This is a genomic window from Planococcus sp. SE5232, assembly GCF_050686535.1.
Lineage (GTDB): Bacteria > Bacillota > Bacilli > Bacillales_A > Planococcaceae > Planococcus.
The window spans coordinates 464,374-490,239 of record NZ_JBOGCP010000001.1 but is presented as its reverse complement, the minus strand read 5'-3'; the positions used below and the strand labels follow the sequence as shown (position 1 = coordinate 490,239).

General features: G+C 45.4%; 27 protein-coding genes, 1 pseudogene and 1 riboswitch. Of the genes and pseudogenes, 13 read left to right on the top strand and 15 right to left on the bottom strand.

Annotation, left to right across the window (positions count from 1 at the left end):
- Positions 1-99 precede the first annotated feature (99 nt).
- From recQ to ACRC6Q_RS02280, 5 genes and pseudogenes are all read right to left on the bottom strand, one after another.
- Entirely contained in the window at positions 100-1,872 is a 1,773-nt protein-coding gene (gene recQ / locus ACRC6Q_RS02300) for a DNA helicase RecQ (RefSeq protein ID WP_431465720.1), read from the bottom strand.
- Positions 1,873-2,010: 138 nt separating this feature from the next.
- The gene (locus ACRC6Q_RS02295; RefSeq protein WP_431466317.1) at positions 2,011-2,178 is read right to left on the bottom strand and encodes a DUF4334 domain-containing protein; all 168 of its coding nucleotides are present in this window, start codon (positions 2,176-2,178) and stop codon (positions 2,011-2,013) included.
- Positions 2,179-2,313: 135 nt separating this feature from the next.
- Positions 2,314-2,468 (bottom strand): annotated as a pseudogene (locus ACRC6Q_RS02290) (GXWXG domain-containing protein); the annotation flags it as partial.
- Positions 2,469-2,508: 40 nt separating this feature from the next.
- Positions 2,509-3,294 carry an SDR family oxidoreductase gene (locus tag ACRC6Q_RS02285; RefSeq protein ID WP_223640903.1) on the bottom strand — a complete coding sequence of 262 codons (786 nt, stop codon included), beginning with the start codon at positions 3,292-3,294 and terminating at the stop codon, positions 2,509-2,511.
- Between the two features lie 175 nt (positions 3,295-3,469).
- Complete coding sequence (locus tag ACRC6Q_RS02280; protein ID WP_223640906.1) at positions 3,470-3,826, bottom strand: helix-turn-helix domain-containing protein; 357 nt, start codon at positions 3,824-3,826, stop codon at positions 3,470-3,472.
- Positions 3,827-4,387: 561 nt separating this feature from the next.
- On the opposite strand from ACRC6Q_RS02280, the gene ACRC6Q_RS02275 reads away from it, so the two are divergent.
- Complete coding sequence (locus tag ACRC6Q_RS02275; RefSeq protein WP_431465719.1) at positions 4,388-5,884, top strand: peptide MFS transporter; 1,497 nt, start codon at positions 4,388-4,390, stop codon at positions 5,882-5,884.
- 135 nt (positions 5,885-6,019) lie between these two features.
- Here the strand turns inward: ACRC6Q_RS02275 and ACRC6Q_RS02270 are convergent, their stop codons facing one another.
- A complete protein-coding gene (locus ACRC6Q_RS02270) occupies positions 6,020-6,661 on the bottom strand; it encodes a pentapeptide repeat-containing protein (RefSeq protein WP_431465718.1) in 642 nt (213 codons plus the stop codon).
- A gap of 70 nt (positions 6,662-6,731) precedes the next feature.
- Entirely contained in the window at positions 6,732-7,421 is a 690-nt protein-coding gene (locus tag ACRC6Q_RS02265; RefSeq protein WP_431465717.1) for a universal stress protein, read from the bottom strand.
- Between the two features lie 319 nt (positions 7,422-7,740).
- On the opposite strand from ACRC6Q_RS02265, the gene ACRC6Q_RS02260 reads away from it, so the two are divergent.
- From ACRC6Q_RS02260 to ACRC6Q_RS02215, 10 genes are all read left to right on the top strand, one after another.
- Positions 7,741-10,143 carry a Na+/H+ antiporter subunit A gene (locus ACRC6Q_RS02260; protein WP_431465716.1) on the top strand — a complete coding sequence of 801 codons (2,403 nt, stop codon included), beginning with the start codon at positions 7,741-7,743 and terminating at the stop codon, positions 10,141-10,143.
- Positions 10,130-10,552 (top strand): Na(+)/H(+) antiporter subunit B, encoded by a 423-nt coding sequence (locus ACRC6Q_RS02255; RefSeq protein ID WP_431465715.1) that lies wholly within the window; start codon positions 10,130-10,132, stop codon positions 10,550-10,552. The genes ACRC6Q_RS02260 and ACRC6Q_RS02255 overlap by 14 nt, the downstream gene beginning before the upstream one ends.
- Positions 10,553-10,555: 3 nt before the next feature.
- A complete protein-coding gene (locus tag ACRC6Q_RS02250; protein WP_431465714.1) occupies positions 10,556-10,894 on the top strand; it encodes a Na(+)/H(+) antiporter subunit C in 339 nt (112 codons plus the stop codon).
- Positions 10,887-12,371 carry a Na+/H+ antiporter subunit D gene (locus ACRC6Q_RS02245; RefSeq protein ID WP_431465713.1) on the top strand — a complete coding sequence of 495 codons (1,485 nt, stop codon included), beginning with the start codon at positions 10,887-10,889 and terminating at the stop codon, positions 12,369-12,371. The genes ACRC6Q_RS02250 and ACRC6Q_RS02245 overlap by 8 nt, the downstream gene beginning before the upstream one ends.
- 31 nt (positions 12,372-12,402) lie before the next feature.
- A complete protein-coding gene (locus tag ACRC6Q_RS02240; RefSeq protein ID WP_431465712.1) occupies positions 12,403-12,888 on the top strand; it encodes a Na+/H+ antiporter subunit E in 486 nt (161 codons plus the stop codon).
- Positions 12,885-13,169, top strand: a complete 285-nt coding sequence (locus ACRC6Q_RS02235) for a Na(+)/H(+) antiporter subunit F1 (RefSeq protein ID WP_223640973.1) — start codon at positions 12,885-12,887, stop codon at positions 13,167-13,169. The genes ACRC6Q_RS02240 and ACRC6Q_RS02235 overlap by 4 nt, the downstream gene beginning before the upstream one ends.
- Complete coding sequence (locus ACRC6Q_RS02230) at positions 13,147-13,497, top strand: Na+/H+ antiporter subunit G (protein WP_223640976.1); 351 nt, start codon at positions 13,147-13,149, stop codon at positions 13,495-13,497. Before ACRC6Q_RS02235 ends, ACRC6Q_RS02230 begins: the two co-directional genes overlap by 23 nt.
- Positions 13,498-13,639: 142 nt before the next feature.
- Positions 13,640-14,335: a DUF1538 domain-containing protein gene (locus tag ACRC6Q_RS02225; RefSeq protein ID WP_223640988.1), complete on the top strand. Its 696-nt coding sequence runs from the start codon at positions 13,640-13,642 to the stop codon at positions 14,333-14,335.
- Positions 14,332-15,054, top strand: a complete 723-nt coding sequence (locus ACRC6Q_RS02220; RefSeq protein ID WP_223640989.1) for a DUF1538 domain-containing protein — start codon at positions 14,332-14,334, stop codon at positions 15,052-15,054. Before ACRC6Q_RS02225 ends, ACRC6Q_RS02220 begins: the two co-directional genes overlap by 4 nt.
- Positions 15,055-15,058: 4 nt before the next feature.
- The gene (locus tag ACRC6Q_RS02215) at positions 15,059-15,760 is read left to right on the top strand and encodes a P-II family nitrogen regulator (RefSeq protein WP_223640992.1); all 702 of its coding nucleotides are present in this window, start codon (positions 15,059-15,061) and stop codon (positions 15,758-15,760) included.
- A gap of 83 nt (positions 15,761-15,843) precedes the next feature.
- Here ACRC6Q_RS02215 and ACRC6Q_RS02210 read toward each other — a convergent pair whose 3' ends face one another.
- Entirely contained in the window at positions 15,844-17,466 is a 1,623-nt protein-coding gene (locus ACRC6Q_RS02210) for a catalase (RefSeq protein WP_431465711.1), read from the bottom strand.
- Positions 17,467-17,636: 170 nt separating this feature from the next.
- Between ACRC6Q_RS02210 and ACRC6Q_RS02205 the strand changes: the two genes are divergently transcribed.
- Positions 17,637-18,827 (top strand): CDP-glycerol glycerophosphotransferase family protein, encoded by a 1,191-nt coding sequence (locus tag ACRC6Q_RS02205; protein ID WP_223640998.1) that lies wholly within the window; start codon positions 17,637-17,639, stop codon positions 18,825-18,827.
- A gap of 102 nt (positions 18,828-18,929) precedes the next feature.
- Here the strand turns inward: ACRC6Q_RS02205 and ACRC6Q_RS02200 are convergent, their stop codons facing one another.
- Entirely contained in the window at positions 18,930-19,685 is a 756-nt protein-coding gene (locus ACRC6Q_RS02200) for an exodeoxyribonuclease III (protein WP_431465710.1), read from the bottom strand.
- A gap of 287 nt (positions 19,686-19,972) precedes the next feature.
- Between ACRC6Q_RS02200 and ACRC6Q_RS02195 the strand changes: the two genes are divergently transcribed.
- Positions 19,973-21,250 carry an MFS transporter gene (locus ACRC6Q_RS02195; RefSeq protein ID WP_223641015.1) on the top strand — a complete coding sequence of 426 codons (1,278 nt, stop codon included), beginning with the start codon at positions 19,973-19,975 and terminating at the stop codon, positions 21,248-21,250.
- A gap of 97 nt (positions 21,251-21,347) precedes the next feature.
- On the opposite strand, the gene ACRC6Q_RS02190 is transcribed toward ACRC6Q_RS02195, so the two are convergent.
- From ACRC6Q_RS02190 to tenA, 6 genes are all read right to left on the bottom strand, one after another.
- Positions 21,348-22,142 (bottom strand): YkuS family protein, encoded by a 795-nt coding sequence (locus ACRC6Q_RS02190; protein WP_223641018.1) that lies wholly within the window; start codon positions 22,140-22,142, stop codon positions 21,348-21,350.
- Between the two features lie 88 nt (positions 22,143-22,230).
- Positions 22,231-22,719, bottom strand: coding sequence for an energy coupling factor transporter S component ThiW (thiW, locus tag ACRC6Q_RS02185; RefSeq protein ID WP_223641035.1), 489 nt, complete (start codon positions 22,717-22,719; stop codon positions 22,231-22,233).
- A complete protein-coding gene (gene thiE, locus ACRC6Q_RS02180) occupies positions 22,716-23,333 on the bottom strand; it encodes a thiamine phosphate synthase (RefSeq protein WP_431466316.1) in 618 nt (205 codons plus the stop codon). Before thiE ends, thiW begins: the two co-directional genes overlap by 4 nt.
- A gap of 19 nt (positions 23,334-23,352) precedes the next feature.
- Positions 23,353-24,198 carry a bifunctional hydroxymethylpyrimidine kinase/phosphomethylpyrimidine kinase gene (thiD, locus tag ACRC6Q_RS02175; protein ID WP_431465709.1) on the bottom strand — a complete coding sequence of 282 codons (846 nt, stop codon included), beginning with the start codon at positions 24,196-24,198 and terminating at the stop codon, positions 23,353-23,355.
- 11 nt (positions 24,199-24,209) lie between these two features.
- The gene (thiM, locus tag ACRC6Q_RS02170; protein ID WP_431465708.1) at positions 24,210-24,980 is read right to left on the bottom strand and encodes a hydroxyethylthiazole kinase; all 771 of its coding nucleotides are present in this window, start codon (positions 24,978-24,980) and stop codon (positions 24,210-24,212) included.
- Between the two features lies 1 nt (position 24,981).
- Positions 24,982-25,665, bottom strand: coding sequence for a thiaminase II (gene tenA, locus ACRC6Q_RS02165; RefSeq protein WP_431465707.1), 684 nt, complete (start codon positions 25,663-25,665; stop codon positions 24,982-24,984).
- An 83-nt stretch (positions 25,666-25,748) separates the two neighbouring features.
- A riboswitch (TPP riboswitch) is annotated at positions 25,749-25,852 on the bottom strand.
- Between the last annotated feature and the right edge of the window lie 14 nt (positions 25,853-25,866).

The window sequence follows — 25,866 nt, the reverse complement described above, 5'->3', positions numbered from 1 at the left end:
TATCTGAAGTCATTATATTTAAGTGCATAATTATACAAGTCTGATAATTTATAAATAAAAAAACCCCGTTTTATACGGAGTTTTTGCACTTATATTTATTCAGTTATTTATCGCATCAAAAGAATGGATCGCCTGTAAAAATGCTTCACCATATTTTTCAAGCTTATTGGCGCCCACTCCGTTGACTTCTAAAAATTCGGCATCATTTTTCGGTCTTCTCGCCACCATATCCTGCAATGCCTTGTCGGAAAAAATAACAAAAGGTGGAACTCCCGCTTCATCAGCCAAACTTTTCCGAACCACGCGCAATTCTTCAAATAAAGGATCATTTGAAGCAATGCGCTTCGTCACAACTGCTCCTTTTCGCAGAACCTGTCGCTTACCCAGCAATACATCCCGCCCTCCATCCGGTACATAGATGGTCGGGAATGAGCCTTGCTCGACCGCCAAAAGTTCCTGGGATATCATGAATTCGATTAAATTCGACACTTCTTTGGCATTTTGGTGCTTTAAAATTCCGTATGTCGACAGTTTATCGAATCCGAAATCCAAGACCTTTTTATTGCGCGACCCTGTCAGCACTTGTGCTGTCATCGCCTTACCGAATTTCTGCCCCATGCGGATGACGCAAGACAGAACCATTTGGACGTCTTTTGTGACATCCAGACTTTCCCGGTCATCCAAACAATTCCCACAATGGCCGCATGGTTCTGCTGCCGTATCACCGAAATAATGGATGATAAACTGCTGCAGGCAATTTTCGGTGTGGCAATAATCGACCATCCCCTGCAATTTCACCAGTTCTCCTGGAATGCGGCTCGGATCTTGGGCCTGGTCGATCAGGAAACGCTGAGTTTGAACATCCTGCGATGCATAGAGAACGATACACTCACTCGGCAACCCGTCCCGTCCTGCACGCCCCGCTTCCTGGTAATAACTTTCCATATTCTTCGGCAGCTGATAATGGATGACAAATCGGATATTGGATTTATCGATTCCCATACCGAATGCATTGGTCGCAACCATGACGGTCACTTCATCATTCAGGAATCGCTCCTGGCCAAGCTTTCTTTCATGATCCGGCATGCCTGCATGGTATTTTGCCGCCTTAATGCCTTTTTTCAATAACATTTCATAAACCGAATCCACTGTTTTTCGAGTAGCTGCATAGATAATGCCTGCTTCTTTATCATTTTTCTCTACATACTCTTTCACAAACCGCTCCCGGTCCTGGCCGCGTATGACGGAAAACGTCAAATTAGCCCGTTCAAATCCGGTCATGATGGTATGCTGTTCTTCGATGTTCAAAATCCGGCAAATATCTTCGCGCACCTGAGGTGTAGCTGTTGCCGTCAAGGCCAAGACTGTCGGATTGTTCGGAAACAATTCCGTCATACGGCTGATCAGACGGTAGCTTGGGCGGAAGTCATGACCCCATTGCGAGATACAGTGAGCTTCATCGACCGCAATCAGCGGCACATGGACTCCTTGCAACTCATTGAGGAACATTTCCGAATCCAATCGCTCCGGCGCAATGTACAGCAGTTTGATGGCACCGCGCTGCACATCCATCAGCGTTTCCCTCACCTCATCAAAATCGAGGGAACTGTTTATAAAAGCAGCGGGAATCCCAGCTGCCAAAAGTGCATCCACTTGGTCTTTCATCAATGAAATCAAAGGCGACACGACAATTGTGGTCCCTTCCATGACAAGCGCCGGAATTTGATAGCACATGGACTTGCCTCCGCCTGTCGGCATGACACAAATCGAATTATGGCCTTCAAATACCTGCGTAATGGCTTGCTCCTGGCCGATCCGGAAAGACTCATAACCAAAATGGGACTGCAGTAATTTCTTTGCGCTTTCCAACAAAATTGAACACTCCTAATACTCGTATCGTATGAGTTAGCTTACCACATTTTAGCACCTTTTTCTTCGGTTAAATCTTGGAAAGTATTGCTTCACAGAGACAAAAAATCGCCCCTAAGCCTAAGCTCTCAGGACGATTCTTTATTTTTCCAATTTCTCAAGCAAAAAGAAAAAAGGCTGCTTATCTCCTTTAAGATCCATCATGCCGAGCAACTTTCCATCAGCGATTTTCCGCAAATGATCATGGATTGGCAAATGGTCATAAATGATGGTTGCACTTACCTTGCCGCGGAACTCAACCATCCGCATGCGGGCTTCACCGCCTGCCGCTTCCGATAGCTTCTGCTTTGTCAGGAACGGCACAGGATCAACCGCTACCACTTTTCCTTTTTTGATTTCAAAAAGCAGGGGATCCACATTGTCCGCGTCGTGGAATTCCTTGCCGTACCATCTTAATTTCGTCAATACCCATCCAGTGGATGGCCCGTATGAAATTCTTTTCCTTTCCAGGTTCCGAGAAGGGATTCCAAATCTACGGTCTCCAGTGAATCGAATAATTTGCAGGCAGTATGAAGATCTGCTGTTCCTTCTTCCAGCATAGCGACAATCTCGGCTTGAGACTCCATGCTCATCTCCCCTTCAAATTTCCATTTCCCAGCGTTTCGCTTCTTCTTCCTTCATCTGCTTTTCTGTTTCTTCTGGGAAGGCAGTGCGGAATTTATGTGTATCCAGAGGGATGACTTCCACCATCTTCGCAATCATTTCTTCGGGATCATACTGATTTTCCAGTGCTTTATCCGCCTCTTCCATGTCCTCTTTCCGCGTGAAATGTATGGCTTCGTTGTACCATTTCCATTTCGCTTCCGCACTGCGGTCATTGAAACCTGTCGCAAACGCACCTGGATTGATGGTCGCCACTTGTACTCCGTGACCTTCCAATTCCTTCTGCATCGTCGTCGCTATCGCTTCGATTGCATGCTTGGTTGCCGTATATGGCCCGACATAAGGCGTCGCCATTATTCCTGCCATTGAAGACATAAAAATGATTTTTCCTTTTCCTTTATCCACGAACTTACGTGCAGCAACCTGCGCCGTTTCCAACGTGCTGAAGACATTCACCTCGAATAATTCCCGGAAATTCGACATCGGCACCTCCGAAAGCGGCCCACCTTCATTTACGGCTGCATTAGCGACGAAGATATCAAAATCGTATTCGAGCATCTGTGCCAGATCCTGTGGATTTTTGATGTCCATTTTGAAAACATCCAATTCCAGACCTTTTGCAGCAGCTTCCTCACGTAATGCTGTCACCTGCGGAGCGGTTTCCACTGGCGCTATAACCTTATGCCCCTTTTCTGCAAGTCCGAATGCTGTTCCTTTTGCCAAACCGCTACCGGCTCCTGTGATAAAAATTGTTTTACTCAATTAATCCAGCCTCCTGTATTCCTATTTTATACTTTATGTCTTCCCCGAGAAGCATAAAATAAACAGGACTTAGCAGAGCATTGGATTCTTAACTGAGCTTCTATGGACTTCATGAAACAAAAAAATGCCCACTCCCTCGAAAAGGAATGAGCATTTTAAGCGGGCTTATGGAAAGTCAGTTCGATGCGACACCGTAACTACCCATACGGCGTTTAACTTGAATGAAAGATGCAGCTTCAGCAAGTTCGTTCTGATTCAACGGCTGGTCATCCAACATGAGATTGTAATCATTTAAAAAACTGGTATTTTGAAGATCCACATTGATTGTCCGTTCGTTGCGATCCAACAAACTGTCGACAGATATCTCAAAATAATCGGCAAGCCTCTCGAGATGCACTACAGACACTTGTTTCTTTCCACTTTCATAAGCCCAAACCGTACTTTTCGCAAAGCCGATTGCTTCTGCCAACTCTTCAGTAGATAGTCCTTTTGCTTCCCTTAAGTCCTTGATGCGTTTACTCAACTGTTTCATTTATACTCCTGCTCCCTAAATAATTTTCTAACTATTTTAAATATACTGCACCTTGCGCTTTTTCACAATCTTTTTTGGATAATTCTTTAAAAAAGTGTGAATAATTAGTGAACACTAACTAGAGATTACTAAATATGGTAATTAAATAGGTTTTTATAGTTACTTAATTTACCAATTTCAAAGTTGTTTAAATTGACAGGTAAATAGACACTTCATCGTTTAATTACCTTTAAATGCCATACCACCTATAAAAGTCAGGTGAATCCTCCACTGGGTCTTCGACAACCCGCCAGTAAAATTTGTTCTAAATCTTCCAAATGCCGTGCCTTCTTCAATCATTCTCTTGCCGATCAAACTATGCCTCGTAAAGTTCGGATAAAATTAATAAATAGCACTAATTTGAATTTAATAACTATTCTAATAAAGTATATTCATTTTGAACTAGATTAAAATCCTTTAATAAATCCAAAATAACACCTATATACCTACTCATGAAATTTATTTTGATTTTTTTAACTAAAAAAAGTATTATGTTAGAATAAACAAATGGAGGTTAGTGTAATGTCTGAAAAGTATTCTCGGCAAGAGATTGTTAAAAGTGTTCCTCAAAAAGGCTTTTTTGGCCATCCAAAAGGGCTTTTCACGTTATTCTTTACAGAATTCTGGGAACGGTTCTCCTATTATGGAATGAGAGCCATCCTGGTTTTTTATATGTATTACGAAATTTCCGATGGCGGTCTGGGACTTGATCAAACGACTGCTTTATCCATCATGTCCATTTATGGATCACTCGTTTATATGTCCGGAATCATCGGCGGTTGGCTGGCTGACCGGATATTCGGCACTTCAAAAGCTGTCTTTTATGGTGGGATTCTCATCATGCTTGGACATATCGCATTAGCGATTCCAGGTAACCTCGCTTTATTTTTCGTATCCATGGTCTTGATCGTTCTCGGTACCGGTTTATTGAAACCGAACGTATCCAGTGTTGTAGGCGAAATTTACGCGGATAATGACGATCGCCGCGATGCCGGATTCAGTATCTTCTATATGGGTATTAATATGGGGGGCTTCCTGGCGCCGTTAATTGTCGGTACTGTCGGAATGAACATCAGCTTCCATTTAGGGTTCAGTATTGCCGCTGCCGGCATGTTCTTGGGCTTAGTGATTTTTGTCGCTACCAAGAAGAAAAACCTTGGTCTGGCAGGAACGGTTGTGCCAAATCCATTATTGCCTTCAGAACGTAAAACAACGATTAAAATCTTTACAATCGGCGCATTGGTCATTGCAGCAGCAGTTGCAATCGGTATTCCAACTGGATTATTGACTTTTGACAGCTTTGTAGCGATTGTCGGTATTTTTGGCATTTTGATTCCCGTCGCTTATTTCACAGTTATGTACCGCAGCAAAAAAACAACAGAAGTGGAACGTTCACATCTGCTGGCATACATTCCATTGTTTATCGCATCCGTCATGTTCTGGGCAATCCAGGAACAGGGATCAACCATCCTTGCGGCATACGCGGATACACGCACGGATCTTGAATTTGCAGGGATTTCGATTTCCCCTGCCTGGTTCCAATCTTTGAACCCGTTGTTCATCATCATGTTGGCTCCAGTCTTTGCTTGGCTATGGGTTAAACTTGGAAGCAGACAACCGTCGATTCCACAAAAATTCTCACTTGGCCTGTTGTTTGCCGGATTGTCCTTCCTGGTCATCCTATTGCCTGCTTACTTCGGAGGACCAGCAGCATTAGTCAATCCACTTTGGCTTGTCCTTAGTTATTTCATCGTTGTACTCGGCGAACTCTGCCTGTCTCCGGTGGGACTATCAGCAACAACCAAATTGGCACCTGCTGCTTTTTCTGCTCAAACGATGAGCCTGTGGTTCCTATCCAACGCAGCAGCTCAGGCAATCAACGCACAATTGGTCAAATTCTATACAGTGGAAAACGAAATGATGTACTTCGGAATCATCGGGGGCGCTTCGATCGTCCTCAGCATCCTGTTGTTCATCTTCGCACCACGCATCCAAGGCTTCATGAAAGGTGTCCGGTAACAAGAAAAGCGCAAGCAGCCGTTTAGCCCCGACAAGCACTGAAGCAAATAAAGAAAACAAAAGAGACAATACCAGCAAAAAAATGCCCGACAGCTCAAAACTGTCGGGCATTTTTTTCGTGTTCCTTCTATAATATTAGTTATTTTCTACAATCATTCCCATCTGCCGGGCAAAAGCTATGGCCTGCTCCGGAGACACCTTGCATCCCTGCAGTTTCTCAATCGACACTTGGATGCTGTCGAAGGTATTCGTACTTAAATCGATGCCTTTTAAGCTGGTTTCAGTGAAATTGATCTCATTCATATCGCACAGGCGAAATTCACTGGTCTTCAGCTCCATTTGGTAAAAGTCTGCAAAGCGCATGGAAGAAGAGACGAAACTTACCGTATTGCATAAAGAAAAACCAAATGTGGCGTAATTCAAGAGACACTCTTCAAAAAGTGTATGGCGAATTCCTGCTTCAGCAAAATTGGTTCCCACTAGTTTCGAGTTTCGGAATTCTGTTCGGTGAAAGACGGCGCGGCTCAAATCCGCATTCGATAAATCACAATTCAAAAAAACGACATCAACAAATTCAGAGCGTGGCCAACTGGTTTCCAGGAAGTTAACGTTTTCAAAGACCACATTGTCGATATGAAGTGCTTCTTCAGAACTGAAATCTATGGTTTCCTGCGATATTCTGCAATTGCTTATGTAATACTCATCTATGGCTGCTGTAAACGAGCGGGTTTCCAGTTCCGATGGGATAAGCGGTACCAATCTTTTGGTTTTCTTCATGACTCTTTATCTCTCCTCTTGGGTAAATAAAAGACCACTTCGATAGCGAAGCGGTCTTTTATGTTGTTATTTATTTTTTCACTAATTCTTTTTCCAGGCACTTGTCGATGATTTCCGGCAAATCAATGCGGTCTTCCGTCACTTCCGCTTGATACAACTTATTGTCATGCATGAACTTAAAGATACCATTATCGAAATCGGTACCGATTTCCTTAAAGAAAATCCCTTCAAGCTGACAGTTTTTCGATTGGGTGAAATTGATTTTGTAGCTGTCTCCATCTTTTACCAAGTAACAGCGTACACCTTTTTCAAATTCGTCCCCTTCAACGCCCTTCACTGTACGAGCCAATGAGACGACATGAAGATCAACAAACGGAATTTCACGAAGCAGCATGTTCAGGAATGAACCTTTCGTAATTTCTTCCCATCTGCTTCTCGCGGTCTGTCCTATGACAATTTGCGTAATATTAAATTCGTGCGCCACTTCTGCAATCACTTTTGCAGAGGGGCGCTTTTCTTTATCACGAACAATAAACTCTTCAGCTTCGTATTCTTCAGCCAATTCTCTCCATCGCTCAATATAAGATGCTTTTTCAGCGTCAAATTCGTCAACGGATGTCGAATCCACCGTTAAAATGTACAATGGGCAATCCAGCATGGTGGCAAGTCTATTACCCCGGTTGATCAAACGTTCACCATTCGGTCCGTAAAAAACACATACCAGGATGCTTTCATCCATTCGTCCTCTGATTTTTTTCATTTATGTTCACCCCCCTGGGAATATTATTTATATACTGACATTCAAAACCATGAAATTATACTTCTTCTATTTTAAAAAATCAAGGGCATTTGTTTAACTTTAGATTTTCGATTCACAAAGAAACACCCACTTTTCATTTTGTGGGTTAGCTGAGAAATGAAAAAGCCTTGATTTTACTGTATAATTTATGTTGACTGCTTTGAGAGCCCTTATCATATCATATTGCAGGAAAAGCGAAACCTATTACCCTTATTATATACCCGCTCTTTGATTTTTCCATTCACATTTGATTGTTTTTCCCATTACAGGAGGTTCTGCCGTGTCTTTATTGATCATAGCCATCTTAATTCCTTTTATCGCTACCGCTCTGATTCCACTCATACATAACCGCATAGGAGCCTTGCACATCGGCTGGCTCGTGCTGCTGATTCCTACCGCGCTTTTCGTCATATTCGCTTTACAGATCCCCGTCATCTCCACTGGCGACACGTTAACCCAGACAATCAATTGGATCCCTTCAGTAGGCATTAACTTTGTTGCTTACCTTGATGGCCTCAGTTTGATCATGGCTTTGCTGATCACGGGCATGGGGAGCCTCGTGGTTCTCTACTCCATCTACTATTTATCAGCATCCGACTCTTTCCCACATTTCTATGCTTATCTGCTGCTGTTCATGGGGGCTATGCTCGGCATCGTCCTATCTGACAATCTTCTAGTGTTGTATATCTTCTGGGAATTGACCAGTATTTCTTCCTTCCTACTGATTGCGTTCTGGTATCACCGGAAAAATTCCCGTTATGGTGCACAAAAATCCTTATTGATCACCTTTTTCGGCGGATTGGGCATGCTTGCCGGATTCTTGATGCTGCATTCCATGACAGGAACTTTCAGCATCCGGGAAACTGTATCTGCAATCAGCCAATATACCGACCACACATTGTTCTACCCGGCAATGTTCCTGGTGCTGCTCGGCGCATTCACCAAATCGGCCCAGTTCCCTTTCCATATCTGGCTGCCGGATGCCATGGAAGCCCCGACTCCTGTCAGTGCCTATCTCCATTCGGCCACAATGGTTAAAGCTGGCCTTTACCTGGTCGCCCGCTTCACGCCGATTTTCGGCGGGACTGCCGAATGGTTCTGGACAGTGACGATTGTCGGACTCGTCACCTTATTCTGGGGAGCATTCTGCGCAGTCCGCCAGACCGACTTGAAGGCTTTGCTGGCGTATTCGACAATCAGCCAGCTTGGCTTGATTATGACCCTTCTCGGTTTGGGTTCGGCGGCTATGTATTTTGGCGATGGCGAACAAGGGACACTTTATGGTTTAGCCATTTTCGCAGCCTTATTCCACATGGTCAATCACTCGACATTCAAAGGGGCACTCTTTATGGTGGTCGGCATCGTCGATCACCAGGTAGGGACACGTGATATCCGCCGTCTTGGCGGACTAATGGCGTTCCTGCCCCTCACGTTTACATTTGCTGTCATCGGCAGCTTTTCAATGGCCGGATTGCCCTTCTTCAACGGATTCCTGAGCAAGGAGATGTTTTTTACAGCCACGGTCAATGCGGTGGGCCTCCCTGTTTTCGGCGTTTCAACTTGGGGCTTGCTGATTCCAGTCATCGCTTGGATCGCTTCCGTCTTCACTTTCGTCTACTGTATGATTTTCGTATTCCGCACTTTTTTTGGAAGACCGCAACTGAAGAAGCTGGACAGGAAACCCGTAGAGCCTTCTCCTGGTATGCTCATTTCACCAGCTATTCTGTGTGTACTGATTGTCGGTTTGTTCTTCGTCCCTAATTTGTTAGGTGATCATCTACTTAGACCAGCTTCAAATGGCATTATCCCTGGTATTTCAGGAGCAGCTCCGCATATTTCCGCATGGCATGGTTTTAACACTGAATTATTCATGACTTTTGGAATCATAGTAGGAGGAACACTTCTTTTCCTCACTTTCCGCAGCTGGTACAAAATCTACCTCCTGCAACCCGCAGGATGGACTTTCACTGCACTGTATAATTCTTTCCTGAAGAACTTGAAACGAGTATCCAATTGGATCACCACACATTATATGACAGGCCACCTGCCAGCTTACTTTGCTTATATCTTTATTTTCTTCATTGCCACAGCTGGGGGTGCGCTTCTTCTCACTGGCGCGCTATCGATTGATCTGACGGCAGATTCACCTATCAGCTTCTATGAAGGCATGCTGGTTACTGCCATGGCGATAGCGGCTGTCAGTGTTCTGTTTGCGAAATCCCGCCTGACAGCAATTTTGCTGAATGGTGTATTGGGCTTCTCCATCGCCATTTTCTTTGTTCTGTTCCGTGCACCGGATTTGGCATTGACGCAATTGGTCATCGAAACGGTGACCACCGCTCTATTCCTGCTGTGCTTTAACTTTTTGCCGGAATGGACAAAAGAAGATTCTTCAAAACGGATAAAAATCCGGAATGCGGTTATTGCAATCAGCGCCGGAATTACGGTGACGTTAATTGGACTGACGGTCAACAGCGGACAATCATTTGACAGCATTTCCGGTTATTTCGAAAACTCCTATGAACTTGCAGGAGGGGACAATATCGTCAATGCGATCTTGGGCGATTTCCGTGCTTTTGATACCATGCTGGAATCACTCGTCTTGTTCATTGCCGGACTTGGCGTCTATACCTTGATCCGCTTAAAGCTTGGAAAGGGGCCGGAAAAAGATGAACATAAATGACGTAATTTTAAAAACTGTCTCAAAAGCCGTTGTTTTGATTATTTTAACTTTCGGCATATACCTATTCCTTTCCGGTCATAATCAGCCAGGGGGCGGTTTCATCGGCGGATTGGTTATTGCTTCTGCTTTCGTGCTGATGTTCTTATCTTACGACTCAGAAACCGTCAGTGAAGCATTGCCGATCGATTTCAAGAAATTATCCGCACTCGGTGTATTGCTGGCGATGCTGAGTGGCGTAGCTCCGATGTTTTTTGGCGGGGCATTTCTAAGCCAGAGTTTCGGCTACTTCGATTTGCCGATTTTCGGCAAAACCGAACTTGCCACTGTTACCATATTCGAAGCCGGCATCGCGTTGACCGTCATCGGCGTTGTCGTGAATATAATTCTTAGTATAAGTGAGGATGAGTAGCCTGTGGAATCATTGATCATCATTTTGGTCGGCGTCCTTACCACGGTCGCCATCTATCTCGTTTTATCCAAAAATGTCGTTCGCGTCATTTTGGGAACAGCCATTCTTTCCCATGCAGTCCATCTGCTCATCCTTTCGATGGGCGGCTTGAAATTGGGGACTGTCCCCTTGCTCGGCGAAGAAGCTGGATCTTATGTTGACGCTTTGCCGCAAGCATTAATTTTAACGGCTATTGTCATCAGTTTCGCTGTTACAGCCTTCATCCTGGTGCTCGCGTATCGCGCCTATCAGGAGTTGGGAACCGATAATCTGGGAGCTATGAGAGGTTCTGATGATGAATAATATCTTAGTCATCCCCATGCTGCTTCCGATTGTTGTAGGTGTATTGTTGATTTTCCTCCGGACTTACGGCCGCCTCCAGGCCTGGGTCAGCATTGCCTCTATGGCGGTGACTGCAGGAATATCGTTTTATCTGTTGTATACGGTTCAAACCGACGGAATCCTCCGTTTGGATTTCGGAGGCTGGGAACCGCCTTTCGGCATTTTGTTTGTTGCCGATTCCTTTGCCGTCCTTCTCGTCCTGACGTCCAGTATCGTAACCGCCATTTGTCTGAGCTATGCGTTGATCTCCACCAGCAAAGAGCTGCAGACCATGTATTTTTATCCCACAGTGCTGTTCCTTGCAGCAGGCGTCAACGGATCATTTTTGACAGGTGATTTATTCAACTTGTTTGTATGTTTCGAAGTGATGCTGTTGTCGTCCTATGTCTTGCTGACTTTGGGGAATTCCAAACGCCAGCTGCGTGAAGCCATTAAGTATGTATCCATCAATATCGTTTCTTCCTGGTTCTTCCTGGTGGCTTTAGCTTACTTATATGGATCTGTCGGCACCTTGAATATGGCGCATGTAGCTGAACGGGTAGCAGAATCGGGTCAATCCCCTCTCCTGACAACCATCAGCATCGTCTTTTTAATTGTTTTCAGCTTGAAGGCCGGATTGCTCCTTTACTTCTGGCTACCGGGGTCCTATAGTTCGCCGCCTGTTGTCACGTCCGCCCTTTTCGGCGCATTATTGACCAAGGTCGGCATCTACGCCCTTTTCCGGGTCTTCTCCCTGATTTTCCACCATCAGCCGGAAATTACACATACCATCATCGGCATCATGGCTGCTCTCACCTTGGTCGGAGGAAGTCTCGGTGCCATCGCTTTTAACGATATCCGTACAATTGCAGCTTATAACGTTGTCATTGCCGTCGGTTTCATACTCGTTGGACTGGCCATCGCCACTCCAGCAGCTGTGGAAGGGGCCATTTACTATTTGATCCACGACATGGTCGCCAAAGCGTTGCTGTTCCTACTGGTCGGCACAATGATCACACTCAGCGGCACATCGAAAATGGCCGGGATGAGTGGACTGATGAAGAACTATCCATTGCTCGGCTGGTCTTTCTTCATCACTATGCTGTCGCTTTCTGGTATTCCGCCGCTCAGCGGTTTTATCGGAAAAGTCCTGATATCTGCTGCAGCTATCGACAGCGGTTCATATGGTTTGCTGGCATTGGCACTCCTTTCAAGCATTTTTGTCCTTTACTCGCTGCTCCGCGTCTTCAAGAACTGTTTCTGGGGTGAAACCATTGTCAGTAAAGAAGAGCAGCCCCCATTGCGCAAAGGCGTATTATGGCCTTGTTTAGCGCTTGTACTTCTGACGATCGGCATTGGTCTGGGCACTGAGGCAATGGCGCCATATGTCACTGATGCCGCTGAAACTTTATTGAATCCGGATATTTACATTGATGCTGTATTAGGTAAAATCCAATAAAACCACTTATTATTGAAGGGAGTGAATTAAAGTGCCGGCGCAGTTCCTGTTGAATATCACCATTGCTTTGCTATGGACCTTATTGATGGATGAAGACGCTTTTTATCTCACGACTTTTCTGTCCGGTTATTTAATTGGGATCGGAATCCTTTTCCTCATGCACCGTTTTTTCGGAACCAAGTTCTACTTATTGCGTGTTTACTCTACTGTTAAACTGCTGCTGATTTTCGTCTCTGAACTTTTTCAATCCAGCCTGTTGATCATGAAACAGATCTTAAGCCCGAAACTCAATATAAAACCCGGCATCTTCACCTATGAACATAGTATGGAAGGTGATTATGAATTGACTACACTTGCCCTTCTGCTGACCCTGACACCTGGCTCTGTCGTAATGGAAGTGTCGTCGGACGGAAAAATCTTCTATATCCACGCCATGGATGTGGAAAGCTCACGTGATTCCGTACTGAAATCCATCAAGGTGTTTGAAAAAGCAATCATGGAGGTGACGAGAAATTGATAAATACGATCCTGACTGTCGCCCTTTCCCTATTCATCCTGGCAATCATCCTGGCTCTTTACCGGATTATCCGTGGCCCTTCCATGCCGGACCGCGTGGTGGCGCTGGATATGATCGGCGTCAATCTGATTTCAGGAGTGGCTGTATTTTCAGTCGTCCTCAATACGCATGCTTTTCTCGAAGTCATCCTCATTGTCGGTATTCTGGCATTTATCAGCACCCTTGCTTTAGCACGCTTTGTTGAAAGGGGCGATATTGTTGAACATAAGCATGATCGTTGAATATTTTGGTGTTTTCCTGATATTGATCGGAAGCATTATGGCAGTCATCAGTGCAATCGGGATTCTCCGCCTTCCCGATGTCTATACTCGTTCTCATGCAGCTACCAAAAGCTCTACGTTAGCCGTTTTGCTGTCGTTGTCAGGAACCTTCCTTTACTTTTGGGCAACCGAAAACTTTATCAGTGTCAGGCTTATATTGGGCATAATATTCGTCTTTTTAACAGCACCTGTGTCAGGCCATCTCATTACACGTGCAGCTTACCGTTCCAACGTTAAGTTGGCGGACTCTTCTACAGAAGATGCATTAGAGGAATTGTTTAAGAAGTAAAGAGAAGCCTCAATATAGACATGAAAAGGCATTGCCGCTCCAACGAGTGCAGCAATGCTTTTTTTTTACGAATAAAATCAAAAGTTTACGAAAGGGTTCTCAGGGAATAGGAGTAAAAAACAGAAATGAGGACGGACTCTCGATGGAAAATGTAAGAGACACTTTTAAAGAAGTTGCCGCTGCCATCCTTCCAGTCACTCTAGTCGTCATTATTCTGCAAATTGTTTTTATCAGGATGCCTTTTGAAGCGGTAATCCAGTTTCTCATCGGTGTTCTTTTTGTCAGTACCGGTTTTTTCCTTTTTCTTATCGGCGTCAATGCAGGGCTTTTGCCTATCGGCGAAATGATCGGCAGGAGGTTGCCGAGCACAAAAAAAGCCGGTTTGATTATTGCTACCGGATTTTTGCTGGGCATCGCTGTTACCGTAGCTGAACCCGATGTCCGGGTCTTAGCCAAACAAATTGAAGAGGTATCTGAAGGCGCCATCAGTGCAACAATTCTTATCCTGTCTGTCTCACTTGGTTTAGCCATCTTTGTAGCTTTGGCAATGATTCGCACCATCTTCAGCATCCCCCTGCAATATTTACTCATCGGCGGTTACGCTTTAGTTTTTCTGCTCTCTTTCTTTGTCCCCGAAGCTTTTATATCCATCTCCTTTGATTCCGGAGGCGTCACCACCGGCCCAATGGCAGTTCCATTCATCTTAGCACTAGGCATCGGCGTAGCCTCTGTCCTGCGGTCAGAGGATGACAGTTCCGGTGAAAAGTTCGGCTTAATCGGATTGGCGTCCATTGGCCCCATCCTGGCAGTTATGCTACTGGGGGTGTTATTCAGGTGAATATCCACGTTTTCGAAGGATTTCAAACAGTGATGCTGGAAGTCAGCTTGGCACTGCTTCCTCTTCTGGCTTTCTTCGCCGCATTTCAGATTTTCATGCTTAAACTGCCCATGCAGCGTGTCATGCAAGTAGGCATCGGTTTTATTTTAGCTTTTCTTGGCCTTTCCTTTTTCCTTCAAGGTGTTCATATAGGCTTTATGCCTGTAGGGACCATGATGGGAGAAACGCTTGGAAGCTGGGAAAACAAATGGTTGTTGATCCCGATTGGTTTTATCCTTGGGTTCGCCGCTACTTTCGCTGAACCAGCTGTCAGCATCATGACAGATGAAGTCGACCAGGAAACCGGCGGATACATTTCCCGCAAAATGATGCTTTACACATTGTCCGTTGGGGTTGGCGTTTCCATCGCTTTATCCATGCTGCGCATCTTAACCGGCTGGTCGTTATGGTATTTCATCATTCCAGGTTACCTGCTGGCATTTATTCTTCTGCTCTTTTCAACCCAGACCTTCATCGGCATTGCTTTTGATTCCGGAGGAGTCGCGACAGGCCCCATGACGGTCACCTTTGTCGTTGCCGTTGCAGTCGGGATTTCAAGCGCAATAGAAGGCAGCGATCCATTGACCGATGGATTCGGAATGATTGCACTTGTGGCCTTGACGCCAATCATCGCCGTACTCATACTGGGTCTAATCTTCACTAAAAAAGGTGGGACATAAACCTATGACTCTCAATCACAGACTAATGATCGCCATCGTCAAAAGAGGCCATTCACGCGAAGTGATCGCCGCCGCCAAAAAAGCAGGGGTTGATGGCGCAACTATCATCTATGGCGAAGGCATCGGCAGAAATGAAAAACCTACATTTTTAGGCCTTCCGGCTACCCATGAAAAAGATGTGATTTTTTTCGCATTGGATGGGGACAATGAAAAAGCAGTCGCAGAGGCCGTCTCGGAAGCCGGAAAATTAGGAAAGCCTGGTTATGGCCTGGGCTTCACTGTGCACCTCAGCAAATTGCTTGGTGTGCCTCATTTATCCGAACGCATGGATGACCGAAAAAGAAAGAGAGGTGCTACGGAATTGGAATCTGAATTAAAGGATTTTCAATTGATTGTAACGATTGTAAACTCAGGAGACTCAGCAGCAGTGGTTAAAGCTGCAGCCAAAGCCGGTGCCGAAGGCGGAACAATCCTGAATGGGCGCGGGACAGGAGTCAACGAGCAGCAGAAGTTCATGAATTTTACAATCGATCCGGAAAAAGATGTCGTATTGACACTGGTTCCAAGCAGCTATGCAGAAGAAGTGGTCAAGTATATCGAGCAGGCTGTCGATTTGAATGCCCCCGGCAAAGGCATCGCCTTTCTCTTGGATGTCGAAAAAGTTTTTGGAGTCAATCATTCTTCACTTGGCAACCTGGAACAATGACAAGAAAGCCTGATAAAACCATTACACTTAAATACCGAAAAAGCACCGGCAAGCCATGGAGGCTTGCCGGTGCTTTAAAATTGTTAATATGGTTTAGCTTCATGTCCTTTTGCAGCCGCCCCTTGCGCTACTTTATTGGCAGCGGGTTGACCGTATACTTTTGGTCCTGCCTTTTTCATTTCTTCGTTTTCTTTAATCTTTTGCTCCATGTTCTCACGGACGCGGCGGCCATACTCTTCATCCGCCTGAGTGAAGTGATAGATCATTTCTTCCTGGATCCGAGGATCGCATACCGATAATGCATCTCCCAGATTATTGATCAGCTCTTCGCGTTCCCAATCTTCAAAGCTGCGGTAAGTCTCACCCGCTTGCCCATAGTTATTGGTGCGATCAATCGGTGCTGATACGACTTTTGCGTTATATGCCGGTTCGTGAGCCGGCGTCTTGCTTGAATCCGCTTCTGTAAAGCCGCCAAGAACAGAGGGTTCATAGTTGATGGACGGATTTGAAGGGTTTTCGTCAGGATTCTTCACATCCATTGCTCCACGCTGCTGATTGGTTGCCACACGTTTCTTCGGTGCATTGACCGGCAACTTCAAGTAATTGGCTCCAACACGGTAACGCTGCGTATCAGAATAAGAGAATGTGCGTCCCTGCAGCATCTTGTCGTCCGAGAAATCCAGACCATCCACAAGAACACCTGTACCGAATGCCGCTTGTTCAATTTCAGCGTGATAATCGACCGGATTTCGGTCTAATACCATTTTTCCTACTGGAAGGAACGGAAATTTATCCTGAGGCCATAATTTTGTATCATCCAGCGGATCGAAATCCAATTCCGGATGTTCATCATCACTCATGATTTGGACAAATAATTCCCATTCCGGATAATCCCCGCTTTCAATCGCTTCATAAAGATCCTGTGTTGCATGTCCGACGTTTTCCGCCTGGATTTCAGAAGCTTCTTTCTGTGTGAGGTTGCGGATGCCTTGCTTCGGCTCCCAGTGATACTTAACCAAGACAGCTTCTCCCTTATCATTGACCCACTTGTAAGTGTTGACTCCAGATCCCTGCATATGGCGATAAGTTGCCGGAATGCCCCATGGTGAAAACAGGAATGTAATCATGTGGGTCGCTTCTGGTGAACGGGCAACAAAGTCGAACATGCGCTGTGGATCTGCGACATTTGACGCTGGATCTGTTTTAAAGGCATGAATCATATCCGGGAATTTCATCGCATCACGGATAAAGAATATTTTAAGGTTGTTGCCGACCAAGTCCCAGTTGCCGTCCTCTGTATACATTTTAACTGCAAATCCGCGAGGGTCGCGATCGGTTTCCGGTGAATGCCTGGATCCTGCCACAGTCGAAAAGCGCACCATCAACGGTGTCTGTTTCCCTGCACCTGAAAATACTTTTGCGCGGGTATATTTTTCTACCGGCTCATCGCCGACTTTTCCATAAGTTTCAAAATAACCAAATGCACCTGCGCCACGCGCGTGGACAATTCGCTCGGGAATCTCTTCACGGTCGAAATGTGAGATTTTTTCAATGAAATGATAATTTTCAAGTGTAGCAGGGCCCCGGTTGCCGACAGTTCGCATATTCTGATTGTCTCTGATCGGATGGCCTTGGCGGTTCGTCAATGTTTCTTCACTTTCGCCTGTGCCCATTTTCTTCTTTTTCTCTTCATTACTCTCTTTCATCAATATCCTCCTCTGCAATGTGCTATCACCTAATATTCTTCCCACTTTTCAAGAAAATAAACGCCTATCCAGAAAGTAATTGAAAAATTAGTTTCTTAGTGAAGATAGACAAAGGCAGCGTTATATGAAAAACTAAAGTAATGACAACCAGTAGAAAGCAGGGCTTATAGATGAGTGTAGAATTAAAAGAAAAAGGAAGATGGGATCCCTTGATGGTATTTGCCAAAGTTTCAGCCGCATACCTCCTCTCCTTCTTCATGAAGAAAAAAAATGGAAAGAAAATCGCTTTAGTGGGAGGGAATCTTGGTGAAAAATATGAAGACAATGCTGCTGTGTACCATAAGTACTTGTTGAATAACCATAAAGACCAGGTGACGGCCTATTGGATGTACGATCCAAAGACTTCCTATGCTCAAAAGCAAAAAATCGAAAATGCAGTTCCACTTGGAAGCTTTAAAAATTATCTGCTTTTTTTCCGGGCAGATTACACATTTCATGGACATTCTCTTCTTTACGACATCGTTCCAGCCGCCGATAAATTTCTATTCCTTAACCGGAAAACCATCATTACCCATGTCAGCCACGGCATTGAGGGATTCAAGAAAATCCTGATCCAAAAAGAAGATGTTCCATTGTTGAAGCGTACTGATTACTTTAATTGTGCCTCTCAATACGAGTATGAACTAAAGCTCAATAAGTGGAAAATCCCCGAGCAGAAGTTGATTATAACCGGATTTCCACGCTTCGATCGTTATCCGCCGAATCAGCCTTCCACGGAAGTCAAAAATATTTTGATGATGATGACCTGGCGCGAATGGCTTTTTGACTTGACGAAAGAAGAATTTATCGACAGTGTTTACTTTAAGAGCACCGTAGGTTTATTGAAGCATGAAGGCATTCAAAAACTGCTTTCTGATCACGATCTCAAACTGAATATCGCCTTGCATCCTTTCATGAAAAAGTTTGAAAAGTATTTTACCGGACTGACAGACAACGAACATGGCATCAGATTCCTGGACTTCAATCAAGAAACCATTGAATATTCAATCGACCACAACGATATGCTGTTGACGGACATCACGAGTGTATCCTGGGATTTCCTTTACCTGAATAAACCCATTATTTTCTATATGTTCGACCAGCAGGAGTATTTGGAAAAAAGAGGGACTTACCTAAATATGGATACGGATTTATACGGTTATAAAGCAAATTCAATCGACCATGTATATGAGTATCTCAAAAAAATCATCGAGGAAAAAATAACTTATAATGCTTGGTATCCGAAGGCAACTGACTATATCGACTACTTCGATCAGGACAACTGTAAACGCCTTACGAAGCGGGTCATGAACCTATCATAGTCTTACGTGATAGTTTCACGTAATAGTTTCGCGTAATAGTTTCACGTGAAACTATTCAGGAAATTTATAAAGTTAAAAACACACTCAAATTGAGTGTGTTTTTTATAATTCTATCTGCAGTTCGACTGGGCAGTGATCTGATCCCCATACATCCGCATGGATTTTTGCGTTGCTCAAATGCGGCAGCAACTTTTGGGAAGCGAGGAAATAATCGATTCTCCACCCAACATTCTTTTCACGGCAATTGGAACGGTACGACCACCAGGAATAGAAGCCAGTTTTTTCCGGGTGAAAATAACGGAAGGTATCCACAAATCCGCTTGCCAAAAATTGCGTCATTTTTCCGTGCTCCTCAGGAGTAAACCCTGAATTTTTCTTATTGGCTTTTGGGTTCTTCAAGTCGATTTCTTCATGGGCGACATTCAAATCACCACATAAAATAACGGGTTTGTGGGCTTCCAGCTTTTTCACAAATGATAAGATGGCATCTTCCCAAAGTAGACGATAGTCCAAACGAAGCAAGCCGTGCTGGGAATTCGGGGTATAGACCGTTACCACATAATGGCCTTCGAACTCCAATGCAATCAGCCGTCCCTCGGTATCATGTTCTTCCAATCCCAGGCCGTATTGAATCGATAAAGGTTGTTGTTTTGTAAAGATTGCTGTACCTGAATAACCCTTTTTATGGGCATAATTCCAATATGTATAGTAGCCGGGTAAATCCATTTCTATTTGGCCTTCCTGTAATTTAATTTCCTGCAGGCAAAACACATCGGCATCTGTTGCTGTAAAGAAATCCATGAAGCCTTTTTTCATCACAGCTCGAAGTCCGTTGACATTCCATGAAATTAGTTTCAAAAATAACCCTTCTTTCTTTTCATACACTAGTTTAAACACTCTCCCACCAGAACACAACAAATGAGCTACGCCCTGCTCCATTCAAGAAATCTTTATTCAGCAAGCCTTATTTGTTTCAGCTTAGAAAATTGTATATGTTTAAAAATGTAAAATTTCTGTATTTTTTTAAACATTCTGCATCATTTTCAAACACCTTCTTGTACAATGAAGTTATCTGACAAAGAGAAGCGAACCCTGGATAAAAGCATGTCCATGGTTCGCTAAAGCAGGGCAAAGGGGATAGAACGATGAAAAAGTTTTCGAAAGAAGAAAAAAGCTGGGCTTTATACGATTGGGGGAGTTCCGCCTACTCCATCATCATCACGACAGCAGTTTTCCCCATTTATTATAAAGCATCTGCTACTGAAGCCGGTGTCAGTTTATCCGATTCGACGGCTTACTTGGGCTACACGATTGCGATTTTCACATTTATTTTGGCGATGATCGGCCCTATACTGGGAACCATTGCTGATTACCAGGGCATGAAGAAAAAGTTTTTTACCGCCTTTTTCCTGTTGGGCACCATCTCTACCGCCCTACTGGCATTTGTCCCAAGTGAAAACTGGTTATTGATGCTGATCTGTTATGTCTTCGCGGCTCTCGGAGCGACCGGTGCCAACTTGTTCTATGACGCATTTATTGTCGATGTCACTACAGAAAAACGGATGAACAGCGTTTCTGCCTTTGGCTACGGACTTGGCTATATTGGCTCAACCATCCCATTTATCCTATCGATTGCCATCATCCTGCTGGCTCAAAATGGCGTATTGCCCATTTCTGCCACCGTTGCCAGCCGCATTGCTTTTTTGATTACCGCCGTTTGGTGGGCTTGCTTCTCACTTCCAATGTTCCGCCATGTTAAGCAAATCCATTATATCGAGCGAGAACCTAATCCTGTCCATCAAAGTTTTAAGCGGCTCGGAAAAACCATCAAAGAAATACGCCAGTACCGTGCGTTATTCCTGTTCCTGATTGCTTACTTCTTTTATATCGACGGAGTCGGCACAATCATTTCCCTCTCCACAGCGTATGGGACTGATTTGGGGCTTAGCGCCACCAACCTCCTCATTGTCCTGTTTGTCACCCAGGTTGTAGCTGCTCCATTTGCCATCCTTTACGGGCGGTTGGCAAATCGGTTCACCGGCAAGAAAATGCTGTACGTAGGAATCTGCGTGTATATTGTGGTCTGTATTTATGCCTTTTTCTTAGAAACCATTACGGATTTCTGGATCTTGGCTATGCTCGTCGCTACCAGCCAGGGTGGCATTCAGGCACTCAGCCGTTCTTATTTCGGCAAGTTGGTGCCGAAAGAAAATTCAAACGAATTTTTCGGCTTCTATAATGTTTTCGGTAAATTCGCCGCAATCACAGGTCCCCTGCTTGTAGCAGTCACCTCACAAGTGACCGGCAATTCAAGCATGGGTGTATTCAGCCTGGTGATCCTATTCGTTATCGGTCTCATCGTCCTGTCCCGCGTACCCGAACCAAAACCGCACGAGCCAGTAGATAAGGTGGCAGCTGAGTAGGAAAAGCGGAAGCAGCTGTTTAGCCCCGACAAGCACCACAATCAACCCCAAATAAAAAGGTGTCCGCCAATCCATCTGGCGGACACCTTTTTCGGTATTAATTTTTATTTTTATCTTCAGCCTTTACAGTTACGCTGCCGGTGCTGTCTTTTTGCACAGATGCATCGCCAAGTTCAACAACTTCGATGCCGCTTTTTTCTTTATCGGCTTCCTTGTCGGCTTTTTTGATTTCTTTTTCTACCGCTTTTTCGGCTTTTTCATGTTCTTTTTCAGCCTTTTCTTGCTCTTTTGCTTCTTTTTGGACGACTTTTTCTTGTTTCTTCAACTCTTTTTCTTCCTGTTTTTCAACACGTTTTGCTTTAAGCTCATCAGCTTTGCCTTTAGCTTTTTCAGTAATGCCGCTAGTCTTATCTTTGAGTTGATTGGCTTTTTCTTTCACTTGATCCATTGCGCCGCCTGAACTTTCATCGTTCCCGTCCTTAGAGCTGGACGCCTTTTCTTTAACGATTTCCTGAAGTTCCTTACCGCTCTTTGGAGCGAACAATAGACCTGCTGCTGCACCGATAACTGCACCGGTTGCTGCACCAGCTAAGAAACCGCCGCCTCCGCCGCTTTCTTTACGTTCAGCTTCTGTTGGCTGCGGCGCTTGGATCTTACCGCCGCGCACAAGACGCTCTTCCACTTCTTCTACGATTTCGTACAGCGTACGTCCTTTAGCTTCAACGAGTGACACGCTCATGTGATAGTCAGCTAAATCTTCCTGATCTCTCACAACGATGACGTCATAATCGGTTGAATCCGATTTATCTTCCAGCATCTCTGCTTGGTACCCTTTTTTCTCTAATGCTTCACGTACTGACGTAAATGGATGTTCGACTGCAATTTTCACCATGTTCTGTCCACTCCCTTTTCAAAAGTCTATATTTCACTGTTTCCCCTCAATTGCGAAATTATAAACTTCTTTCTAAAAATTCGGTAATTTACTGCCAGATTTTTATTCTGTCCGTATTCATCAAGCGAGCCGCCAGAACAATGCCCAATACAGCACCGCTCAAGCTGGAAATGAAAAATGGAGGAATAAAAAATAATGCCCCAAACTCTGTACCCAGCAAAAGCTTGGCATAAGGTACGGCAACCAAGGAAGCGATTATTCCCGTACCCACTACTTCCCCTAAAGCAGCAATCCAGATTTTTCCGAACCTCGCATACATGAGTCCAGCCAGCAAAGCCCCGATCATTCCTCCAGGAAAAGCCAATAGAGATCCGGTCCCTGTCAAAATTCTGACGACACCCGTCAAAAAAGCGATCACTACCGCCGGACCGGGTCCAAAAAGAACCGCGGCGATAACATTGATGGCATGCTGGATTGGATATGCACGAGCAATTCCAGCCGGAAAATAAACAAAAGCAGATCCAGCCACTCCGATAGCGACGAACATCGCCATCAAGATGAGTTTTCTTGTCTTCATTTCCCTGCACCTTCTTTACAGGAAGACTGGAAGGCAGCAATTTGCGCTGCAATATCTTCTGCTTCCGCTATAGCGGATATCACGGCAATCCCTGAAACACCGGATTGCCATACGTGATTGGCATTATCGGGTGTGATCCCGCCGATTCCCACAATCGGCAAGTCAGGAAACTCATTTTTGACGAGTAGAATTTCTTTGACGCCGGCAGGCTTTTTCGCATCCGCCTTGGAGGTCGTCCCGAAGACCGGGCCCATTCCGATATAATCCGCTCCGTCCTTCACAGCCGTTTGCGCTTCTTCCAGGGAGTGGACGGAAACGCCCAGAAGTTTTTCCTTGCCGATCATTTTACGGGTCTGTCCAGCAGCCAGATCGTCCTGCCCGATGTGCACCCCATCCGCTCCAACTTGGCATGCCAGGTCGACCAGGTCGTTGATGATGAACGGAACACCATATTCACTGCATAGTTGTTGGCATTGTTCAGCGAATTCAACCAATGTTGCACCCGTCAAAGCTCCCACCCCTTTTTCTCTCAACTGAAAATGGGTGATGCCGCCTTTCAAAGCCGCCTCCAATACTTCCACCGGATTTCTTTTTCCCGAATTTCGGGAGCCCATTATAAAATAGATGGCCGGTTTATCGGAAAACTTCAATGTTCGCCACCTCCCTGTTTTTTTCAAGTCTTGCTTTATACGCGGCATGATTGGTTGGTCCATGCCCCGAACCGATATTCAACGGTTCACTGAGCGCAGCCTGGATGAATTGCTTTGCCGTATGGACAGCATCCTGCAGTTCCTGTCCTTTGGCCAACTGTGCGGTCACGGCCGCTGCAAAGGTGCAGCCTGTCCCATGTGTCTGATCCGTTGCAACCCGGGTTGAGCGGTACAACAGCGATTCTCCGTTATCCTGCAATAAGTAATCCTCTGCATATTCAGGGTCGCTCCCATGTCCGCCTTTGATGACGACAGCCTCTGCTCCCAGCGATAAAATCTTTTCAGCAGCCCGCCGGCGGCTGAAGGAATCTGTGATTGCGATGCCTGTCAGCGCTTCTGCCTCCGGGATGTTCGGCGTTACCAGCAAAGCCAGCGGCAGCAAGTGGACTTTAAGCGCTTCCACTGCCTCCTGCTGCAACAAATTGGCACCGCCCTTCGCAATCATCACCGGGTCTACTATCAGATTTCCCCACCCATACTCTCGAACGGCCGCAGCAGTTTCCTTAATGATTTCCGGATTGAACAGCATGCCCGTTTTCACAGCCGCAATCTCGAAATCACTTCCCACTGCCTTCAATTGCGTCTTTACAGCCTGAGACGACATTGGGTAGATGTCTGTGACTCCCGTCGTATTCTGAGCCGTCACGGCCGTGATTACAGATGTGCCATAGACACCGAGCTCCTGAAATGTTTTCAGGTCCGCCTGGATCCCGGCGCCTCCTCCAGAATCCGATCCGGCTATCGTCAACGTTTGTGGAATTTTACTCATAGTATTTCCTCCTATAAATAGACATGTTCTTTCACTTCACTGTCCGTCAGCCTGGCAAGTTGATTGAGGAAAGCGACTTGAAAATCCCCTGGAAGAACTGCAGACTTCGCGGCCTTCTGTCCAGCAATCGCATAAAAGTGCAGCGCATTGCCGACAGTCTTTAAAGGATCCTCTGGTTGGACTGCCAAGGCTGCAGCCACAATACTGCTGAGCAAACAGCCCGTTCCCGTAATCGAAGCCATGATCGGATCACCAAAAGAAATTTCCGTTACACTTTTTCCGTCTGTGACAATATCCGTTTTTCCAGTGACTGCGACTACCAACCCTAATTTCTGAGCAGTGGAGACGGCAAGTTCTCTGACGTCCAGGAGCCCTTCTCCGGCATCAACACCTTTTGACTGCCACTGTTTCCCGGCTATAGCTGCAAGCTCTCCTGCGTTGCACCGAAGGACGCTGACGTCAACTGTGTCCAGAATTTCGCGGACCGCCTGCTTTCGAAAGTTACTGGCTCCTACGCCGACAGGATCCAGGACCACAGGTATTCCCAGCCGATTGGCCGATACTCCGGCAATCAGCATACTTTTCAAAGATTGTGCATGTAAAGTTCCGATATTCAACGACAACGCCTTCGACATTGCAGCAAGTTCTGCCGCTTCTTCAGGTGCTTCTCCCATGATCGGGGATGCACCGATCGCCAGCAGCCCATTGGCTTGAAAATTGGAAACAACATGATTGGTGATGCAATGGACAAGCGGATTTTCACTTCTTATCTGCTGGAGCATATTAGACACCTACTTTGTCGATGGAATCTACGGACCAGGATTCTTTTTTCCAAGCCTGATCCCAGAAATTCCATTCATAATAGCTGCTCTTCCGGAAACGGTTTTTCAACTCCTGCCGGCGCGTTTCCGGCAGCCCTTCTGCCAGCCTGTCCATACGGGCAATCTGTTCGTTGACTAATGCCCCAAACTCCTCGGAACCATAAGTTGCGATCCACCGGTTGTAGATCGGATGATCGGGTTCCGCATTTTTCAACCGCTCTCCAATTTCGTAATAAAGCCAGTAGCAAGGTAAAATGGACGCCAGCACATCCGCTAAATCGCCTTCGGATGAGCGGTACATATGCGATACATAGGCGTAAGCGGTCGGAGAAGGTTCAAAAACAGTCCACTCTTCTTCAGTGACTTCGAGAATTTCCATGAACGATTCATGAAGCGCCAGCTCAGCACTGCAGGTATGTGCAGAATGGATGGCAAAACGCTGAGTGGTTTCCAGATCTGCAGCTTTGGATGCGCCAATAGCCTGCACTTTCGCAAAATGCGTCAAATAATAGGCATCCTGCATTACATAAAAGCGAAATCTATCAATCGGCAACGTCCCGTCTTCGATTCCTTTCACAAATGGGTGATCAAAACTAGCTTGCCACAGGGTGTCGCATTCTTTTCTTACTTCTTTGCAAAATGCCATTTCTCCATCTCCTTTTCTTCCACAAAACAAAAAACACCGCTTCCCAGTAAAGGGAAGCGGCGTATGCAGTCGATAATGGAAATAGCAGACGGCCGCCACTTCCCTCCGCTGGTATGATCCAGATCAGGTTCAAAGGGTCCAGGCTTATGCCCGTCTCAGCCGATATCCGGCTCCCCTAGTGGTGTTTTTTAGTTGTGTTTT

Coding starts and splice junctions, on each gene's coding strand:
- ACRC6Q_RS02295 (WP_431466317.1), bottom strand. CDS start 2,178: ATGCGGATGGTTGAGTTCCGCGGCAAGGTAAGTGCAACCATCATTTAT.
- ACRC6Q_RS02280 (WP_223640906.1), bottom strand. CDS start 3,826: ATGAAACAGTTGAGTAAACGCATCAAGGACTTAAGGGAAGCAAAAGGA.
- ACRC6Q_RS02275 (WP_431465719.1), top strand. CDS start 4,388: ATGTCTGAAAAGTATTCTCGGCAAGAGATTGTTAAAAGTGTTCCTCAA.
- ACRC6Q_RS02270 (WP_431465718.1), bottom strand. CDS start 6,661: ATGAAGAAAACCAAAAGATTGGTACCGCTTATCCCATCGGAACTGGAA.
- ACRC6Q_RS02265 (WP_431465717.1), bottom strand. CDS start 7,421: ATGAAAAAAATCAGAGGACGAATGGATGAAAGCATCCTGGTATGTGTT.
- ACRC6Q_RS02255 (WP_431465715.1), top strand. CDS start 10,130: ATGAACATAAATGACGTAATTTTAAAAACTGTCTCAAAAGCCGTTGTT.
- ACRC6Q_RS02245 (WP_431465713.1), top strand. CDS start 10,887: ATGAATAATATCTTAGTCATCCCCATGCTGCTTCCGATTGTTGTAGGT.
- ACRC6Q_RS02225 (WP_223640988.1), top strand. CDS start 13,640: ATGGAAAATGTAAGAGACACTTTTAAAGAAGTTGCCGCTGCCATCCTT.
- ACRC6Q_RS02215 (WP_223640992.1), top strand. CDS start 15,059: ATGACTCTCAATCACAGACTAATGATCGCCATCGTCAAAAGAGGCCAT.
- ACRC6Q_RS02210 (WP_431465711.1), bottom strand. CDS start 17,466: ATGAAAGAGAGTAATGAAGAGAAAAAGAAGAAAATGGGCACAGGCGAA.
- ACRC6Q_RS02205 (WP_223640998.1), top strand. CDS start 17,637: ATGAGTGTAGAATTAAAAGAAAAAGGAAGATGGGATCCCTTGATGGTA.
- ACRC6Q_RS02195 (WP_223641015.1), top strand. CDS start 19,973: ATGAAAAAGTTTTCGAAAGAAGAAAAAAGCTGGGCTTTATACGATTGG.
- ACRC6Q_RS02190 (WP_223641018.1), bottom strand. CDS start 22,142: ATGGTGAAAATTGCAGTCGAACATCCATTTACGTCAGTACGTGAAGCA.
- thiW (WP_223641035.1), bottom strand. CDS start 22,719: ATGAAGACAAGAAAACTCATCTTGATGGCGATGTTCGTCGCTATCGGA.
- thiE (WP_431466316.1), bottom strand. CDS start 23,333: ATGGGCTCCCGAAATTCGGGAAAAAGAAATCCGGTGGAAGTATTGGAG.
- thiD (WP_431465709.1), bottom strand. CDS start 24,198: ATGAGTAAAATTCCACAAACGTTGACGATAGCCGGATCGGATTCTGGA.
- thiM (WP_431465708.1), bottom strand. CDS start 24,980: ATGCTCCAGCAGATAAGAAGTGAAAATCCGCTTGTCCATTGCATCACC.
- tenA (WP_431465707.1), bottom strand. CDS start 25,665: ATGGCATTTTGCAAAGAAGTAAGAAAAGAATGCGACACCCTGTGGCAA.